Source organism: Streptacidiphilus sp. EB103A (genome assembly GCF_041261405.1).
Lineage (GTDB): Bacteria > Actinomycetota > Actinomycetes > Streptomycetales > Streptomycetaceae > Streptacidiphilus.
In genome coordinates, this window is record NZ_JBGCAQ010000016.1 from 114,424 (window position 1) to 130,543 (window position 16,120).

The following is a 16,120-nucleotide window of genomic DNA, read 5'->3' on the forward strand; positions in this document are numbered from 1 at the left end:
CGTGCTGCCGCGGTATGTCGCGTCGGCCGGGGGTGGTGCGGGCGGATTCGGTCGGGGGACCGCTATCCTCGTAGCCACGGCGGAGGGGCTCGCCGTAGAACCGCAGCATTCCGCTGCCAACGGTCCCTACCTGGCGGTCGACCTTTCGGCGACCCTGGATTCAGGTAGGAGAAGCATGCCCCGCTCACCTCGCCTTCGTGGAGGGCTGATGCCCGGATCGGAACCCGAGCCGGGGCGGACCCGGCACTGGGACGTGCTGGCCGTCGTCGCGCTCGGCGGCGGGCTGGGCAGCGTCGCCCGCTATGGGCTGGCCCGCGGCTGGGCCACTCCGGCCGGCGGCTTCCCCTGGGCGACGTTCACCACCAATGTGCTGGGCAGCCTGCTGCTGGGCGCGCTCATGGTCTACGTCGTCGAGGTCTGGCCGCCCTCGCGCTACCGCCGCCCTTTCCTCGGGGTCGGCATCCTCGGCGGCTTCACCACCTTCTCCACCTATATGAACGAGACCCGCGGACTGATCGCCACCGGGCACCTCTCGCTCGCCGACGCCTATGCGCTGACCAGCCTGATCGCCGGACTCGCCGCCGTCTGGACCGGGATCGCCCTGGTCCGGCGGCTGACCGGGCTCCCGGTGCGGCGGGGCCCCAGCCGCCGCAGCGGGGGCGGCCGGCCCGCGGCTGCCCCGCCCCCGGCGAACCTGCCTTCCGAAGAGCCGTCCGCCGAAGGAGCCTCGCGATGACCCCGCTGCTGCACCGCCACCACGAGGACGACCGGGCAGCCGAGCCGCGCGAGGAACTGTCCGGGCCGGCCCTGCGGTTGACCGTGCACCTCGCCGACGGCGAGCAGTTCCACCATCGCCCCGTCTACACCGAGATCGTGCACCGGGCGCACCGCGCCGGGCTGGCCGGAGCAAGCGTCTTCCGGGGGATGGAGGGCTTCGGCCGGAACTCCCGGGCCGTGCACACCTCACGGCTGCTGGACCTGGCCGACAACCTGCCGCTGCTGGTGGTCATCATCGACACCCCCGAACGCATCCGCGCCTTTGTGCCAGAGCTGCGTGAGATCAGCCCTCGCAGTCTGGTCACCGTCGAAGAGATCGAACTCGTCGCTCCCGCCGCACCGGCCGTCCCGAGCGAGGAGAAGTCCTGATGCCCGTGCTGATGGTCTTCCTCGGCGGGATGCTCGGCGCGCCGCTGCGGTTCCTGGCCGACCGGGCCGTGCAGCGGCGCCATGACAGCGTGTTCCCCTGGGGCACCTTCGCCATCAACGTCACCGGTTCGTTCGTCCTCGGCGCCCTGGGCGCCGCGACCGTGCACCACCACCTCGCGCCCGATCTCAGCCTGCTGCTGGGCACCGGGGTGTGCGGCGGTTTCACCACCTTCTCCACCTTCTCCTACGAGACGGTGCGGCTGATGGAGGACGGCTCGGTGGCCGAGGCCGGGCTCAACGCCGTCGGCAGTCTCGGCCTGGGGCTGGCCGCGGCCGCGCTCGGCTACGGGCTGCTGACCTGGCTGTGAGCCCCCCGGTCGGGGCCAATGCCTACCGGAGGGATGGGGATTGCCCGGAGGTCGCCAAGAGGTTAACGTGATCTGTGGTCATGAGTGTCAGCGTCGAGCCCTGGCTTGCTGGCCGGCAACCCTCGTCCGCGGTGGGGTGCTCCAGGTGATGACCCGACAGGACGGCTGCGCCGTCCTGTAAGCGCGAGATCCGATCAGAAAGGCCCCGCCCCGCCATGCCCGCAGAGTCCCTTCGGGAGAGCGCCCCGTCGACGGCCGCCCCCCGTCACCCGCTGGACAACCCCGCCCGTGCCGCGCTGCTCGGCCCGCACGCGCACTTCGCCGAACGCCGGGGGGCGGTGCTCCGCTACCCCTCGGACGTCACGCCGTTCGTGGCCCTGCCGGACGAGCCCGACGAGCAGACCTGGCGTGATGTGGCCGCGCTGCTGGGGCCGGGCACGGTGGTCCCGGTGGCCGGGATCGAGAGCTCGCCGCCGCCGCACTGGGAGACGGTGATGGACCTCCGCGGGGTGCAGCTGGTCGACGACGGCATCGCCGCCGCCCCGGACGGCGAGGCGGTCCGGCTGGGCCCGGAGGACGTGCCGGAGATGCTGGCCCTGGTGGAGCACGCCAAGCCCGGACCGTTCCTGCCCCGGACCGTCGAACTCGGCACCTACCTCGGCATCCGCCGCGAGGGCCGGCTGGTGGCGATGGCCGGCGAGCGGCTGCACCCGCCGGGCTTCACCGAGATCAGCGCGGTCTGCACGGCCGACAGCCACCGCGGCCAGGGGCTGGCGACGAGGCTGGTGCTCGCCGTCGCGGACGGCATCCGGGCCCGCGGCGAGACCCCGTTCCTGCACGCGGCGGCCACCAACACCAACGCCATCAGGCTCTATCTGTCACTGGGGTTCCGGCTGCGCCGTGAGGTGAGCTTTGTGGCGGTGCGGGTTCCCGCTGAGGGGCGCGCGTAGTCCGGAGGACGTCCGTCTTCAGGGGGAGCCGAAGATTCCGTCATATGCCGGAAGACAATGCCAGGGGCACGGGCTTAGCGTGTGAGTACTGATACGCGACGGCGCGTGGCGGGCGAATTCCCGGATCCAGCAGGGGGCTTGTCGGCTCCGCTGGAGGGATAGTGCTGTGACTGCGAACTCCAAGACGCCCAACCCCGAGACGCCCAACCCCATCACCTTGTCCAGTTGTCCGCTCGACTGGACCGTCCCCGCGCAGCTGCGGCAGCGGGCCGCCGAGCGGCCGGACGCGACGGCGCACCAGGTCGTCGACGGAGCCACGCTGACGCTGGCGGCCTGGGAGGAGTCCTCCAACGCGGTGGCCCGGGGCCTGGTGGACCGCGGTGTGCTCCCCGGCGACCGGGTGCTGCTCCCGTGCTCCACCGCGGACTGGATCGACTACGCGGTGGCCTGGGTCGCCGTGCTCAAGACGGGAGCGGTCGCGGTGCCGGTCTCGCAGGCGGCCGGGGCCGAGCAGACGGCCATGGTGCTCCGGGCGTCCGGTGCCGTCGGCGCCGTGGGCGCGGTCCCCGCGGGGCTTCGCTGCGGCTGGTCCGCGGGCGTCGCCGAGCTGGCCGAGGGACGGTCGACGGCGACCTTCGGGATCGCGACCACCCGGGACGGGATCGCGCTCACCCCGGCGTCCGACGCCGAGATCATCTACACCTCCGGAACCACCGGGGTTCCCAAGGGAGTTGTCGCCACCCACGCCAACATCCTGTACCCGCTGATGCATTCGCTGTCGCGGGACGCCAGCACCGCCCTGCACTCCCTCCCGCCGGGGACCACGGTGGGCCAGGGGCTGCTGGTCCAGCCGCTCGGGCCGAGCCCGCACAGCGTCCTGACGCTGCCGCGGTTCAGCCCCCAGGCTCTGCTGCGGGCCGTCGAGCAGTACCGGCCCACCCATGTGGTGATGGTGCCGGCCATGGCGATCGCGCTGGTCAACGCCGCGGCCCGGGGCTCCTACGAGCTGGGTTCGGTGCGTCAGGTCCGCACCACCAGTGCGCCCATCCACCCGGCCACCCTGGCGCAGCTCGCGGAGCTGTTCGGCACCGCGCGGATCCGCAATGTCTACTCGACCACGGAGTCCTGGCCGCGCCGGATGGGCACCGACTACGACCCGGCCCGGCCCAAGTCGCTGGGGCGCCCCTCGGCGGGATCACAGGTGCGGATCGTCGGCGCCGACGGCCGGGTCGTTCCGCCCGGGGTGGCCGGGGACGTCCAGCTGCGCAGTGACGCGCCGCAGCGCCGCTACGACGGCGAGGGCGACGCGGGAAGCGGCGCCTCCACCGTCTTTCTGGCCGACGGGTGGACCCGTACCGGGGACATCGGCGTGCTCGACGCGGACGGCTACTTCTTCCTCGTGGACCGCAACCCGGACCTGATCAACACCGGCGGCCTGAACGTCTCCAGCCTGGACGTCGAAGCCACCATCATGGACTACCCCGGGGTCATCGAGGCAGCCGTGGTCGGGGTGGAGCACCCCGTGCTGACCGAGTGCGTGATGGCCGTGGTCCGGGCCGCGCCCGGACTGGCCACGGAGGCGCTCGGCGCCTATGTGCGCGAACGGCAGGGGATGGCGGCGCCGCACCGGATCGTGGTGATGGACGACCTGCCCCGGAACATGCTCGGCAAGATCGACAAGCGACAGCTGCGGACCCTGCTGACGGAGGAGTCCGGCGAGCAGGCCCATGTGCCGCCGGCCACCCGGACCGAGGAGGCCGTCGCCGACATCTGGGCGGCCGCCCTCGACGTCGACCGGGTCTCCGCCACCGATGACTTCCTGCGGGCCGGCGGCTCCTCGCTGACGGCGATGGAGGTGATCGCCCAGGTGTCCGAGCGGCTGGGCAAGGAGCTGCGGCTCCGCGACCTGCTGGACACCACCAGCCTGCGGGCGTTCGCCGCGCGGGTCGACCGCGCCCCGGCTGCCGCCAGGGAACTGCTGTGACCGCCCGGCTCGACACGGTGGCCCTGGCTTCCACCAGGACCTGCCCGGTCTCCTTTCCGCAGGAGTCGCTCTGGTCGCCCTCGGGCCTCTCGGCCATCAATGTGCCGGCGGTGCTCCGGTTCCGCGGACGGCTCGACGTGGGGCACCTGTACCAGGTGCTGGGAGTCCTGGTCGGCCGCCATGAGGCGCTGCGGACCGTGCTGGGAAGGACTTCTGACGGTGCGATGGAGCAGCGGATCGCGGTCGGCGGCTCGATCCCGGTGGAGACCGAACAGCACCGGGGCACGCTGGAGTACGTGTTCCCGCGCCTGCTGCTGGCCGGATCCGAGCGCCCGTTCCAGCTGGACGGCGGGCCGCTCGCGCGGGCCGAGCTGCACGGATTTGGTCCGCAGGACCATCTGCTGATCGTGTGGATGCACCATGCCGTCTCCGACCTGGCGGCGAGCCGGGTCGTCGTCGAGGAGATCAAGCAGCTCTGGGCCGGCGTACAACCGGCCCCGGTCCGGGCCCAGATGGGCGACTTCGCCGTCCGCGAGCGCGCGGTGCGGGCGAGTGCGGCGCAGCAGCTCTACTGGGCCGACGCCCTGGGTTCGGCCGACGACCGGCTGGGCCTGCCGGCTGTGACCGGTGGCGAGCACCTGGCCGTCCGCCCCTCGCTCCCGCTGCTGCCGAGGGAGGTGCTGGAGTCGCTGGAGCGGTTGGCGGCCCGGCACCGGACCACCCTCACTGCGGTGCTGGCGGCAGCCGTGGTCGCCGCACATACGGGTGGACGCGCGGACAGCGGCCGGGTCGTGCTGGGGCTGACGATGGGCAACCGGGAACTGCCCCGGTTCCGCTCGACGGTGGGCTGTCTGACGGACCAACTGCCGCTGGTGGTGGACGCCGGGGGCAACCCGACCTTCAGCCAACTGCTGGGGCGGGTGCGCGAGGCGCTGCTGGACGCCTACGACCACCGGCTGCCGCTGGGTGTGCTGCTGCCGCTGCTCGGACGGCAGCAGCCGCCCGTCTTCGCCGTCAACCTGAACTTCCTGCCCCCGCCGAATCCGCCGAATCCGCCGAGCCCGCAGGGTGCGTCCGCGCCCGGTCACGGCCCGGCCGACGCGGCGCCGCCCACCGAGGTGGAGTTCCCGTACGGGATCGTGAAGACCAGGCCGGACCCCTGGTGGCTGGGCGACGCGGTGCTGGCCTACCGGCCCCGGATCGACGGCCGCGGTCTCGGCGGCGAGATCGAGGGCGACGCCGGCCTGCACTCCGTCGACGCGGTGGCGCGTCACGGACAGCGCTTCAGCGCGCTGCTCGCCAAGGCCGCGTGGAATCCCGGGGCCACCGTCAGATCGCTCGTCGTGCCCACGAGGTGAGCGGAGATGCAACCGATCCACTACCCGTCCACCTACTACCAGCGGGACTGGTTCTCGGCCTGCCGGGACGCCCGCTCCTGGTTCAGCACCCCGGTCGCCTGGAACCTGGCGGGGGAGCTGGACACCGCCGCGCTGACCCGGACGGTGGAGGACCTCACCCGCAGGCACGACGCCCTGCGGACGTCGTTCCGCAGTCGGGGCACGGACGTCGACCAGGTGGTGTGGCCGCAGGTGCGGGTCGACCTGCGCACCGTCGACCTGTCCGGAGCTCCGGCTCCGGAGGCGGCCGTGGACGACCGGATCGTCGTGGAGGCGGGGCGTCCCCGGCTGCTGGACACCCCGCCGCTGTGGCATGGACTGCTCTTCCGGCTCGGCCCGCGCCGACATGTGCTGGCGCTGTTCATCCACCATCTTGTCTTCGACGGCTGGTCGCACGGGGTGCTGCGGGACGAACTGGTGCGCTGCTACCGGGCGCAGGCCACCGGCAGGCCGGCCAGGCTGCCGGTGCTGAGGGTCCAGCCCGGCCGCTTCGCACAGTGGGAGCGCGCTTTCCGCGATCCCGAGGCGGAGGCCTGGTGGCACGAGCGGTTGGCCGCGCTGCCGCCGCTGGCCCAGCTGCCGCCGGTCGGCGGGCGTTTCGTCTCGCAGGCGATCCCGGACGTCCCCTGGGAGGCGATGGTGACCCTGGTCCGGCTGGCCCAGGCCGAGGGCGTCGGCGTGGGCGCGGTGCTGCTGGCCGTGCTGCTCGCGGCGCGCCGACCGGTCACCGGTGACGACGTGGTCATCGGGATGACCCGGGCCGGTCGCGACCGTCCGGAGCTGCAGCGGGTGGTCGGACCGCTGCTGGACCATGTGCCGGTGCGGGTCGACCTGTCCGGACGCCCCGCCTTCCGCGAGCTGCTGCACCGGGTTCACCGCGCCCATCGCGAGGCGATGGCCCATCAGCTGCCGCTGGGCCTGATCCGCCGGGTCGTGCCGGACGACCTTGGACCGCGTGGTGGCCGCCTGTACGACACCCGCTACAACTACCTGCCCTACGGCGCGGCCAGGAGCGGGGTGGTGGTCGCCCCGGGCGGTGAACTGACCGTCACCGACCGGCCGGTCGAGCCCACCCGGCTGGCACCGCGCCACACCGAGGACCATCCCGAGGTGCTGCCGCTGACCTATGTGCTGCGGCACCAGCGGGACGGTGTGCTGCGCGGGGAGATCTGCGTCCATGACGGTCTGTATTCGGCCGCTCGCACGGCCGAGCTCGCCGAGTCGTTCACGGCCGCGGTGGTACGGGTGGCCCGTGAGGAGGCCGTCCAGCCGATTCCGGCGCCGACGGCCGCGCCGTCCGTCGCCCGGCGCCGTGACACGGCGAGGTGAGCCGCCGTGGCGCAGACGACCGCGGCGGCCGTCGCGCGTACCCCCGGTGGTCCGGACTCCCGGAACGGGGCACTGCTGGCCGTGGTGTGCGTGGCCAACTTCCTGGTGCTGGCCGACGCGACCATCGTGAACGTGGCGCTGCCGACGATCCGCAGTGCGCTGCGGCTCTCGGCGCTCGGGCTGCCCTGGGTGGTCAACAGCTACACCTTCGCGTTCGGCGGGTTCCTGCTGCTCGGCGGGTACGCCGCGGACCGGCTGGGGCCCAGAAGGGTGTTCACCGCGGGGATGGCGTTGTTCGCGCTGGGCTCGGTGGTGTGCGGGCTGGCCGGGTCGAGCACCGTGCTGGTGGCCGGGAGGATGGTGCAGGGGGTGGGCGGCGCGTTCGGCTGCCCGGCCGCGCTGTCGGTGGTCACCCTGGCGTTCCCCACGGCCGTCGGTCACGCCCGGGCCCTGGCGGGATGGAGCGCGGCCGGCGCCGGCGCGATCGCCCTGGGGCCGATGATCGGGGGCCTGCTCACCGGCGTCTTCGGCTGGTCGGCGGTGTTCCTGGTTCCGGTGCCGCTCTGTGTGGGGGCGGCGGTGGCCGGGTGGCGGCTGCTGCCCGACGGGGTGTCGGCGGGCCGCCTTGCGGGCCGGACCCCGAGCCGCCTTCCGATCCGCAGCCTGGCCGGAGCCGACACCGTGCTGGCGCTGACCTCGGCGGCGCTGGTCGCGGTCGGCTACACCAGCACGCTGTGGGTCCAGACCATCCTGCACTGCGGTCCGGTCCAGGCCGGACTGGCCTTCCTCCCGCTCAGCGGCGGGATCCTGCTGGGGGCCACCATGGCACCGGGGCTGATCCGCCGTTTCGGGCTGAGGGCCGTGGCGTTCGGCGGGCTGGTGATCGCGGTGGCCGGTCTGGCCCCGCTGTCGCGCCTGCCGGCGGGGGCGGGACTTCCTCAACTGCTGCCCTGGCTGGGGCTGCTGGCCCTCGGCTTCGGTGTGCAGTCCGTCCCGGTGAGCGTCGTGGCCACCGCCGTCCCCGGTCGTGAGGCGGTGGCCTCGGCGGTGTACCAGACCGCCGGGCAGCTCGGCGGCGGCATCGGTCTCGCGCTGCTGTCCGGGCTCGCGGCCGAGCGCACGGCTCTGTCACACGCTGCTGGGAATGCCGCACTGGCTGCCGGATATGACGCCGCGTTCGGTGGCGGCGCGCTGGCGCTGGCCGCGGCGGCGCTGGTCGTCGCGCTGCTCCTGCGTGCGCCGGAAAGACCCTAGTTCGGCTGTCCGTCACTGTCCCAGCGGCGCCTCCCAGGTCTGCGCGAAGACGGTGACCCCGTCGATGGTGACCTCGCCGCCGGCCCACAGCGCGGTCAGCGAGCAGCGTACGGTTGCGGTGGTGGTCACCGACTCCCCGGTGCTCATGGTGACCGTGGCCTTGTGGCTGCCCAGGGTGACGGCGGCGTGCGGCTCGCTCCGCCGGACGCTCGCCAGCAGGCTGCTGGTGGAGCGGAATCGGTGCCCCTGGTCGGTGGTGGAGTCGGCGGAAGCGGCGCTGACGGCGACCTCGACGCCGTCGTGGATGAGGTCGCGGGTGATCGTCCAGCTGAGGTCGGCGGGCGGCCCGGACTCGGCGGTGCCGGTCTCCGGGGCGGGAGGCATGGGCAGGTCCACCGACGATCCGGCGCTCGACTCCAGTGTGGGAACAATCAGTTCGACCCGGGTGACCCGCAGGTCCACCGGCGCCGGCAGCGGGTTCAGCCGGGGGAAGTCGGAGTCGCCCAGGGCCACCCTGAGCCGGTGCCCGGCCGGTACCTGGTGGACGGTGGGGCGCAGCGCGACGCGGTACCGCTCGGTGGGCGCCGGGGGGCAGAGGACGCCGACGGTGATCAGCGTGGACCGCCCCTCGGGGTCGACCTCGGTCAGCCGAACGACGAGCCGCTGCACGGGCGGGTCCGGTGCGTCGGCCGGCGTCACCACGACCTCGGGCCGGCCCGCCACGATCAGCTCCTCCGGCAGCGGTTCGCTCTCCACCACCACCGACCGCATGTCGTCGTCGTGCTGATCCTGCGTCAGGCAGGCCTCGCCGAGGCCGAGTCCAGGTACGCCGCGGAGTGACCCCACCGTCGGGTCGGGACGGTACTCGGCGATCGTCCGGCCCGGTTCCGGCCGGTCTGCGGTCGCCGCCATCAGGACGGCGTCCCCCCGGGTCGCCAGCGACAGTGTCCCGTCCGCGGGCGGCCAGCAGGCGTGCGCCCGCCACCGCGGCCGCGCCCCCTGCTGGTAGAGCGTCACCGGGGGCTCGTCCATCACTCCGGTGTCGTGTCCGCGCAGCCAGTGGTCCCACCAGCGCAGGGCCAGCGGGAGGAAGTCGACCGGTTCGAGGGTCGCGTGCTGCGGCATGACATGGCCCCAGGGCCCCATCAGCAGCTTCTTCGGTCCGTTGATCCGCTCGTAGGCGTGGATCAGGGGGTCGGGGAAGGCGTCGCGCCAGCCCCCCACGCACAGGGCCGGAACCGTGATGGCGGCGCCGTCGATCGCGCGCTCGCGCCAGACCGGATCACCGGGGCCGTGCCGGGCGAAGTCCAGCAGCACCGGCTCGGTCCGGTGCAGCCGGCGCTGCCAGCGCTGCTGCTCGGCCTCCGACTTGTGGTTGATCAGCGGCGGCAGCAGCTGCTGGACCAGCATCGAGGTGCCGCGGTTGGCCAGCGCATGCAGATCCCCGCGCGCGCCGTCGGGGTGGACGGTGTCCAGCTCCGGATCGAGCCCGTGCATCAGCGGGATGATCGCCCGCAGCTGGGGCGGACCGAGGCTGGCGGCGCGCAGCGTGGTGATCGCCCCGTAGGAATGGCCCCACATGCCGACCGACCCGTCGCACCAGGGCTGCCCGGCCGCCCAGTTGATCGCCGCGACCGCGTCGTCGCCGTCGCCCGGATCGAACTCGGGACGCCGTACCCCGTCCGAGGAGCCGGTCCCGGCGAGGTCGACGAGCAGACTGGCGTAGCCGCGTTCGGCGAACCAGCGGCCCGGGCCCGCGTGGGCGACCCCGGCGACGAAGTCCTTGCGGTAGGGGAGCACGGTCAGCAGCAGCGGCACCGGGCGGTCGGTCACCGGCCGGTAGAGGTCGGCGGCCAGGGTCTGCTGGGGAACAGCGGTCGGAATCCGTACGTCGTGCACCACGTCGACCGCGAACGCGGCCGGGTGCTCGGATGCGCCGGTGGGCCGAAGAGGGGTCATGGGTCCTCCCCTGAGCAGTCTACGACGGAGAAGTGCTTCGCAAAAACCTCTTGACGAAGGCGCGATGGCGGCAGTTGATTGAATCAGCGTTGCACCACCGCACTTTGACGGTACGTCACCAATGGACGACCGACCGGCAGTCACCGCATCTGCCGGCGTGGTACTGAGGAGGCAATGGTGCGTTCCTTGACGACGACCCGTGGACAGGCCTTCATCGCTGCGGCCGCTGCCCTGGTGCTCGGTCTGGCCGCGTGCTCCAGCGGCGCCAAGTCGCCGACGCAGTCCGGCACCGGCAGCGCCGGCGGTACCGGCGGCCGGGTCGGCGGCACCCTGACGGTGGTGACCGACGTCTCCCCGCAGACTCTGGACCCGGCCAAGGCCGTGCAGAACGACGCCTGGTTCACCGAACTGGCCTACGAGCCGCTGATCGTCCGTCATGCGGACGGGACCCTGGTCCCCGGCCTCGCCGCGTCCTGGTCCTACACCGGGACCGGCAACACCACGTTCGTGCTGCACCTGCGGTCCGGGGTGAAATTCTCCGACGGCAGCGACCTGACGGCGCAGACCGTCGCCGACGACCTGAACTACGTGGTGGCCGCCAAGGGACAGATGGCTCCCTTCCTCGCCGGTGACACCTTCACCGCGACCGATCCGCTCACCGTCACCATCAAGGCAGGCGCCCCCGACCCGAACTTCCCGCAACTGCTGACCCAGGACTACGTGGTCGGCGGGATGATCAGCAAGGCCGGGCTGGCGGCCCCGGCCGGCCTGGGCACCGCCACCGCCGGCGCCGGCCCCTACCTGCTCGACGCCGGCCAGAGCGTCACCGGTGACCACTACACCTACGTGCCCAACCCGCACTACTACGACGCGAAGTCCGTCTCCTGGCACAAGGTCGTGATCCGGGTGGTCGCCGACGTCCAGTCGGTGCTCAGCACCGTGCAGACCGGCCAGGCCGACGTCGCCCAGGGTGACCCGCAGACCCAGGCCGCGGCCAAGCAGGCCGGTCTCACCGTCGCCTCCTCGCCGCTGCTGTGGTCCGGCGTGGTGCTGGCCGACCGGGACGGCAAGCTGGCCAAGCCGCTGGCCGACGTCCGGGTCCGGCAGGCGCTGAACTACGGCACCGACCGCACGTCGATCGTCAACGCGCTGTTCAAGGGGCTCGGGCAGCCGACCGACCAGATGACCGTCCCGGACGGGTACGGCTATGACGCCCAGCTGAACTCGACCTACCCCTACGACGTGAACAAGGCCAAGGCCCTGCTCACCGCGGCCGGTTACGGGAGCGGATTCCAGCTGAAGGTCGTCACCCCGGACTACCAGCAGCTGAACATCCTGGCGCAGGCGCTGAAGCAGCAGTGGCAGAAGATCGGCGTGGACCTGCAGATCACCGACGACGCGGACGCCAACAAGTACGCCGCGGCCGCGTTCGGCGGGGCCTTCCCGGCCTTCATGACCTCGTTCGGTGCCATTCCGGTCTGGATGGAGGGGCCCTCGCTGTTCATGCCCACGGCCGCGTTCAACCCGCTGCACACCGCCGACGCCGGCCTGACCAGGCTGTACAACCAGGAGGCGGTCTCCTCCGGAGCCGCACAGACCGCGCTGGACCAGCAGATCGAGGGCTACCTGGTGCACCAGGCCTGGTTCGTGCCGGTCGTCACCACCGGGCTGCCGTACTACGCGCGCAGCACCGTCAGCGGCATCAGCACCTCGGCCACCGAGCCGCTGCTCGACCTCTACGAGGTGCAGCCGGCCGGTTGAGGCCGTTCCTCTTCCCAGCTGTGTCCCGTTCAAGGATGTGAGGTGGACCGATGGTCCGTGAGGCGATCAGATGGCTGCTCTCCTCGTTGGTGCTGCTCTTCGTGGTCACCGTCCTCACCTTCGTGCTGGTCGCGATGGCGCCCGGGGACGCCGCCAAGGCGGTGCTGAACGCCCGCAGCGGCGGCTACACACCGCAGCAGTACCAGGAGATGCGCCGCCTGATGGGCCTGGACCAGTCGCTGCCGGTCCAGTACTGGCACTGGCTGGACCACCTGCTGCACGGCAGCATGGGCACCGACCTGTTCAACGGGCAGCCGGTGACCCAGGCGCTCAGCAGCCGGATCGGGCCCAGCCTGTCCGTCATCGTCGCCACCCTGGTGGTGTCCGGGCTGGTGGGAGTGGCCCTGGGGATCGTCAGCGCGCAGCGCGGCGGCGTGCTGGGCCGACTGGTCGACGTGGTCTCGCTGGGAGGGCTGGCGATCCCGAACTTCTGGCTGGCCCTGGTGCTGGTGGAACTGTTCGCGGTCAGGCTCTCCGCCTTCCCGGCGACCGGCTACACCGCCTTCGGCACGGACCCCTCGCAGTGGCTGCGCGGTCTGGTACTGCCGGTGCTGACGCTGTCGGCCGGAGCGGTGGCCTTCATCGCCAAGCAGACCAGGGACGCGATGGCGGAGGTGCTCTCCCAGGAGTTCGTCACCATGCTGCGCGCCCGCGGTCTGTCGACCCGCTCCGTGGTGCTGAAGCACGCGCTGCGCAACGCGGCGATCCCGGTGGTGACCCTGCTGGGGCTGCTGCTGGTCAGCCTGCTCGGCGGGACCGTGGTGGTCGAGGACGTGTTCGCGATCCCGGGCCTGGGGCAGCAGGCGATGACCGCGAGCGGGAGCCATGACCTGCCGATGATCGAGGGGGTCGCGTTCGTCTTCACCGTGGTCGTGGTGGTCACCAATCTGCTCGTGGACGTCTCCTACCGTCTGCTCAACCCCAAGGTGCGTGCCTCATGACGGCGATGGTCACCTCGGCGGAGACGGTCCAGGAGACCGGTCCGGCGACGGCCGGCCCCCGGCGGCCCTGGCGTGGCCTGCTGCGGCAGCCGCTGGGCCTGCTGTCCGCGGCGTACCTGCTGTCGCTGGTCGTGGTCGCGGCCGGGGGGACGCTGCTGACGCCGCTGGATCCCGAGGCCGACGACCTGGCCCGCACCCTCTCCGGGCCGAGCGCGGCGCACTGGCTGGGCACCGACCGGCTGGGACGCGACGTGTTCAGCCGGCTGATGGTCGGCAGCCGGCCGACTCTGCTGGGAGTGGCGGAGGCGGTCCTGGTCTTCGTGGCGCTCGGGGTCACCTTCGGCATGGTCGCGGGGTTCGTCGGCGGCCGGACCGACCGGCTGATCGCCCGCCTCGGCGACCTGGTGCTCGCGGTGCCGGGCATCATCGCCCTGCTGATGGTGTTGGCGGTGTTCCCGGACAACAACGCTGCCGCCATGATCGCCTTCGGGGTGATCAGCAGTCCCTCGCTGCTGCGGGTGGTGCGCGCGGTGACCCTGGCGGTCCGCAACGAGCTGTATGTGAAGGCGGCCCGTCTCTCCGGTCTGAGCGGTCCGGCCATCCTGCGGCGGCACATCCTGCCCAGGCTGGCCGGGCCGGTCATCGTCCAGGTGTCGCTGTTCGCCGCGAGCGCGGTGCTGGCCGAGACCGCGCTGTCGTTCCTGGGGCTGGCCACCCCCGAGACCCAGGGCCCGAGTTGGGGCAACATGGTCGGCGAGGCCGCGAGCGTCATCAGCGTGGACCCCTGGCTGCTGGTGCCCACCGGGGGCGTGCTGGTGGTCACCGTGCTGGCGCTGGGGCTGCTCGGCGACGCCGTCCACGACCTGACGGTGGGGCGGGCGCGGGGGACCACGGTCCGGCCCGGGCGCCGCCGCCGGACCGCCGGGCGCGACCCGCTGCCCGACGCGCTCACTCCGGCGGCCGAGGGGGCCGCTGCCCCGCTGCTCTCGGTCCGGGGGCTGACCATCGCCTTCCCGTCCCCGGAGGGGGAGGTCGCGGTCGTCCGCGGGGTCGGCTTCGACGTCGCGCCGGGCGAGTGCGTGGGGATCGTCGGGGAGTCGGGCTGCGGAAAGACCGTCACCGCCCGCAGTCTGGTGGGGCTGCTGCCGGGCGGCGGACGGGTCACCGCCGGGTCGGTGGTCTTCGACGGGTGCGACCTCGCGGATCTGGCCGGACGCGAGGTCGCACGCCTGCGCGGATCCCGGATCGGGCTGATCTCCCAGGAGCCGATGAGCGGCCTGGACCCCTCCTTCCGGGTGGGGTCCCAGCTGGTCGAGGTGGTCCGTCGGCACCATCGGCTGACCCGTCGCCAGGCCGGGGTCAGAGCACGGGAGCTGTTCGAGATGGTGGATCTGCCCGATCCCGGCTCGGTCGCCCGCAGCTACCCCCACGAACTGTCCGGCGGCATGGCGCAGCGGGTGGCGATCGCGCTGGCGCTGGCCGGTGAGCCCGACCTGCTGATCGCGGACGAACCCACCACGGCCCTGGACGTGACCGTGCAGGCCGAGATCCTGAACCTGCTGCGCGCGCTGCGGGCACGGACCGGGATGGCCGTCGTCCTGGTCACCCACGACTGGGGGGTGCTGGCCGACCTGTGCGAGCGGGCGGTGGTGATGTACGCGGGCGAGGTGGTCGAGCAGGCGTCGGTCAGCGGGCTCTACCACGCCCCGCGTCACCCCTACACGCTGGCCCTGCTGGCCGCCAATCCGCATCTGGCGGCGGTGGGGCGGGCGTTGCCCGCGATCCCCGGTACGGTGCCGTCGCCCTCGGCGTGGCCCACCGGCTGCCATTTCCAGCCGCGTTGCCCCTACGCCACCGCGGAGTGCGGCGCCGCTGCGATCCCGCTGACGACGGTGGCGGCGGGGCACGACGCGCGCTGCATCCACGTCGACCGGCTGGTGGCACGATGACCGACACCCGTGCCGTGCCCTTGCTGGAGACAGACGGTCTGGCGGTCCGTTACCGACGTGGACGGCACCGGCCGGCGCTGACCGCCGTGCACGGCTTGGGCCTCACCGTGGGCCGGGGCGAGACCGTCGCGCTCGTCGGGGAGAGCGGATCCGGCAAGTCGTCGGTGGGCAACGCCGTCCTCGGGCTGACCCCGGTGGACTCCGGCAGCATCCGCTTCGACGGCGAGGACATCACCCGCGCCGACCCGCGTCGCAGACGTGCTCTGACGGCTGAGATCCAGGCCGTCTTCCAGGACCCGTACGGCTCGTTGAACCCGGTGCGCACCATCGGTCAGAGCCTGGTCGAACCGCTGCTGGTGCACCGTCGTCCTGGTGCGGGCACCCCGCGTGAGCAGGTTGCCGACGCGTTGGAGCGGGTGGGCCTGCCCGCGAGCGCCGCCGGCCGCTACCCCGCCCACTTCTCCGGTGGCCAGCGGCAGCGCATCGCCATCGCCCGCGCCCTCATCATCCGTCCCCGGCTGATCGTCTGCGACGAGCCCACCAGCGCGCTGGACCTGTCCATCCAGGCCCAGGTGATCAACCTGCTCAACCAGGTGCAGCGCGATCTGGGGGTGAGCTATCTGTTCATCACCCACGACCTGGCGCTCATCCGCCATGTCGCCCACCGCGTCGTGGTGCTCTACGGCGGGCACATCATGGAGACCGGGTCCACCGAGCAGGTCTGCGACCGCCCGCGCCATCCCTACTCCCAGGCCCTGCTCGCCGCAGCCCCGGTGCCGGACCCCGAGGAGCAGGCCCGCAGAAGGAACGGCCGGCGGGCCCCCACTGCCGACGCCCGGAGCGGCGGGCCGGGCGCAGGCTGCCCCTTCGCGCTGAGATGTCCCCATGCGGAGGAGCCCTGCCGCCGGATCCTCCCGCCGCTGGAGAGCGTTGACGGTGGGCAGTTGGCCTGCTTGCGTTACCCCGAGATCGCGGAGCCCAGCGCCCTCCAACCCTAGGAGACACCCCATGCCGCCGATGCC

Annotated in this window: 13 protein-coding genes and 1 riboswitch; of the genes, 12 read left to right on the top strand and 1 reads right to left on the bottom strand. The window is 72.7% G+C overall.

Annotation, left to right across the window (positions count from 1 at the left end; all coding sequences use genetic code 11):
- Window positions 1–208: 208 nt before the first annotated feature.
- The 8 genes from ABH941_RS26045 to ABH941_RS26080 all read left to right on the top strand — a co-directional run bounded on the left by ABH941_RS26045 (window position 209) and on the right by ABH941_RS26080 (window position 8,428).
- Window positions 209–736 (top strand): CrcB family protein, encoded by a 528-nt coding sequence (locus tag ABH941_RS26045; RefSeq protein WP_370131929.1) that lies wholly within the window; start codon window positions 209–211, stop codon window positions 734–736.
- On the top strand, window positions 733–1,146 hold the full coding sequence (locus ABH941_RS26050) for a DUF190 domain-containing protein (RefSeq protein WP_370131930.1): 414 nt from the start codon (window positions 733–735) through the stop codon (window positions 1,144–1,146). The genes ABH941_RS26045 and ABH941_RS26050 overlap by 4 nt, the downstream gene beginning before the upstream one ends.
- A complete protein-coding gene (gene crcB, locus ABH941_RS26055) occupies window positions 1,146–1,514 on the top strand; it encodes a fluoride efflux transporter CrcB (protein ID WP_370131931.1) in 369 nt (122 codons plus the stop codon). The genes ABH941_RS26050 and crcB overlap by 1 nt, the downstream gene beginning before the upstream one ends.
- A 76-nt stretch (window positions 1,515–1,590) precedes the next feature.
- Window positions 1,591–1,704, top strand: a riboswitch (SAM riboswitch).
- A 25-nt stretch (window positions 1,705–1,729) separates the two neighbouring features.
- Window positions 1,730–2,464, top strand: coding sequence for a GNAT family N-acetyltransferase (locus ABH941_RS26060; RefSeq protein ID WP_370131932.1), 735 nt, complete (start codon window positions 1,730–1,732; stop codon window positions 2,462–2,464).
- A gap of 166 nt (window positions 2,465–2,630) precedes the next feature.
- Window positions 2,631–4,448: an AMP-binding protein gene (locus ABH941_RS26065; protein ID WP_370131933.1), complete on the top strand. Its 1,818-nt coding sequence runs from the start codon at window positions 2,631–2,633 to the stop codon at window positions 4,446–4,448.
- Complete coding sequence (locus ABH941_RS26070; RefSeq protein WP_370131934.1) at window positions 4,445–5,806, top strand: condensation domain-containing protein; 1,362 nt, start codon at window positions 4,445–4,447, stop codon at window positions 5,804–5,806. The genes ABH941_RS26065 and ABH941_RS26070 overlap by 4 nt, the downstream gene beginning before the upstream one ends.
- 6 nt (window positions 5,807–5,812) lie before the next feature.
- Window positions 5,813–7,174, top strand: a complete 1,362-nt coding sequence (locus tag ABH941_RS26075) for a condensation domain-containing protein (protein WP_370131935.1) — start codon at window positions 5,813–5,815, stop codon at window positions 7,172–7,174.
- Window positions 7,175–7,180: 6 nt separating this feature from the next.
- Complete coding sequence (locus tag ABH941_RS26080) at window positions 7,181–8,428, top strand: MFS transporter (RefSeq protein ID WP_370131936.1); 1,248 nt, start codon at window positions 7,181–7,183, stop codon at window positions 8,426–8,428.
- A gap of 12 nt (window positions 8,429–8,440) precedes the next feature.
- On the opposite strand, the gene ABH941_RS26085 is transcribed toward ABH941_RS26080, so the two are convergent.
- Window positions 8,441–10,387, bottom strand: a complete 1,947-nt coding sequence (locus ABH941_RS26085; RefSeq protein ID WP_370131937.1) for a CocE/NonD family hydrolase — start codon at window positions 10,385–10,387, stop codon at window positions 8,441–8,443.
- Window positions 10,388–10,573: 186 nt separating this feature from the next.
- Between ABH941_RS26085 and ABH941_RS26090 the strand changes: the two genes are divergently transcribed.
- Genes ABH941_RS26090 through ABH941_RS26105 form a run of 4 tightly spaced genes read left to right on the top strand, consistent with a single transcriptional unit; the run spans window position 10,574 to window position 16,096 of the window.
- On the top strand, window positions 10,574–12,148 hold the full coding sequence (locus tag ABH941_RS26090; protein ID WP_370131938.1) for an ABC transporter substrate-binding protein: 1,575 nt from the start codon (window positions 10,574–10,576) through the stop codon (window positions 12,146–12,148).
- A 50-nt stretch (window positions 12,149–12,198) separates the two neighbouring features.
- On the top strand, window positions 12,199–13,149 hold the full coding sequence (locus ABH941_RS26095; protein WP_370131939.1) for an ABC transporter permease: 951 nt from the start codon (window positions 12,199–12,201) through the stop codon (window positions 13,147–13,149).
- Entirely contained in the window at window positions 13,146–15,098 is a 1,953-nt protein-coding gene (locus ABH941_RS26100) for a dipeptide/oligopeptide/nickel ABC transporter permease/ATP-binding protein (protein ID WP_370131940.1), read from the top strand. Before ABH941_RS26095 ends, ABH941_RS26100 begins: the two co-directional genes overlap by 4 nt.
- Window positions 15,095–16,096, top strand: a complete 1,002-nt coding sequence (locus ABH941_RS26105; RefSeq protein ID WP_370131941.1) for an oligopeptide/dipeptide ABC transporter ATP-binding protein — start codon at window positions 15,095–15,097, stop codon at window positions 16,094–16,096. Before ABH941_RS26100 ends, ABH941_RS26105 begins: the two co-directional genes overlap by 4 nt.
- The last annotated feature ends 24 nt before the right edge of the window (window positions 16,097–16,120 follow it).

Coding starts and splice junctions, on each gene's coding strand:
- ABH941_RS26045 (WP_370131929.1), top strand. CDS start 209: ATGCCCGGATCGGAACCCGAGCCGGGGCGGACCCGGCACTGGGACGTG.
- ABH941_RS26050 (WP_370131930.1), top strand. CDS start 733: ATGACCCCGCTGCTGCACCGCCACCACGAGGACGACCGGGCAGCCGAG.
- crcB (WP_370131931.1), top strand. CDS start 1,146: ATGCCCGTGCTGATGGTCTTCCTCGGCGGGATGCTCGGCGCGCCGCTG.
- ABH941_RS26060 (WP_370131932.1), top strand. CDS start 1,730: ATGCCCGCAGAGTCCCTTCGGGAGAGCGCCCCGTCGACGGCCGCCCCC.
- ABH941_RS26075 (WP_370131935.1), top strand. CDS start 5,813: ATGCAACCGATCCACTACCCGTCCACCTACTACCAGCGGGACTGGTTC.
- ABH941_RS26085 (WP_370131937.1), bottom strand. CDS start 10,387: ATGACCCCTCTTCGGCCCACCGGCGCATCCGAGCACCCGGCCGCGTTC.
- ABH941_RS26095 (WP_370131939.1), top strand. CDS start 12,199: ATGGTCCGTGAGGCGATCAGATGGCTGCTCTCCTCGTTGGTGCTGCTC.
- ABH941_RS26100 (WP_370131940.1), top strand. CDS start 13,146: ATGACGGCGATGGTCACCTCGGCGGAGACGGTCCAGGAGACCGGTCCG.
- ABH941_RS26105 (WP_370131941.1), top strand. CDS start 15,095: ATGACCGACACCCGTGCCGTGCCCTTGCTGGAGACAGACGGTCTGGCG.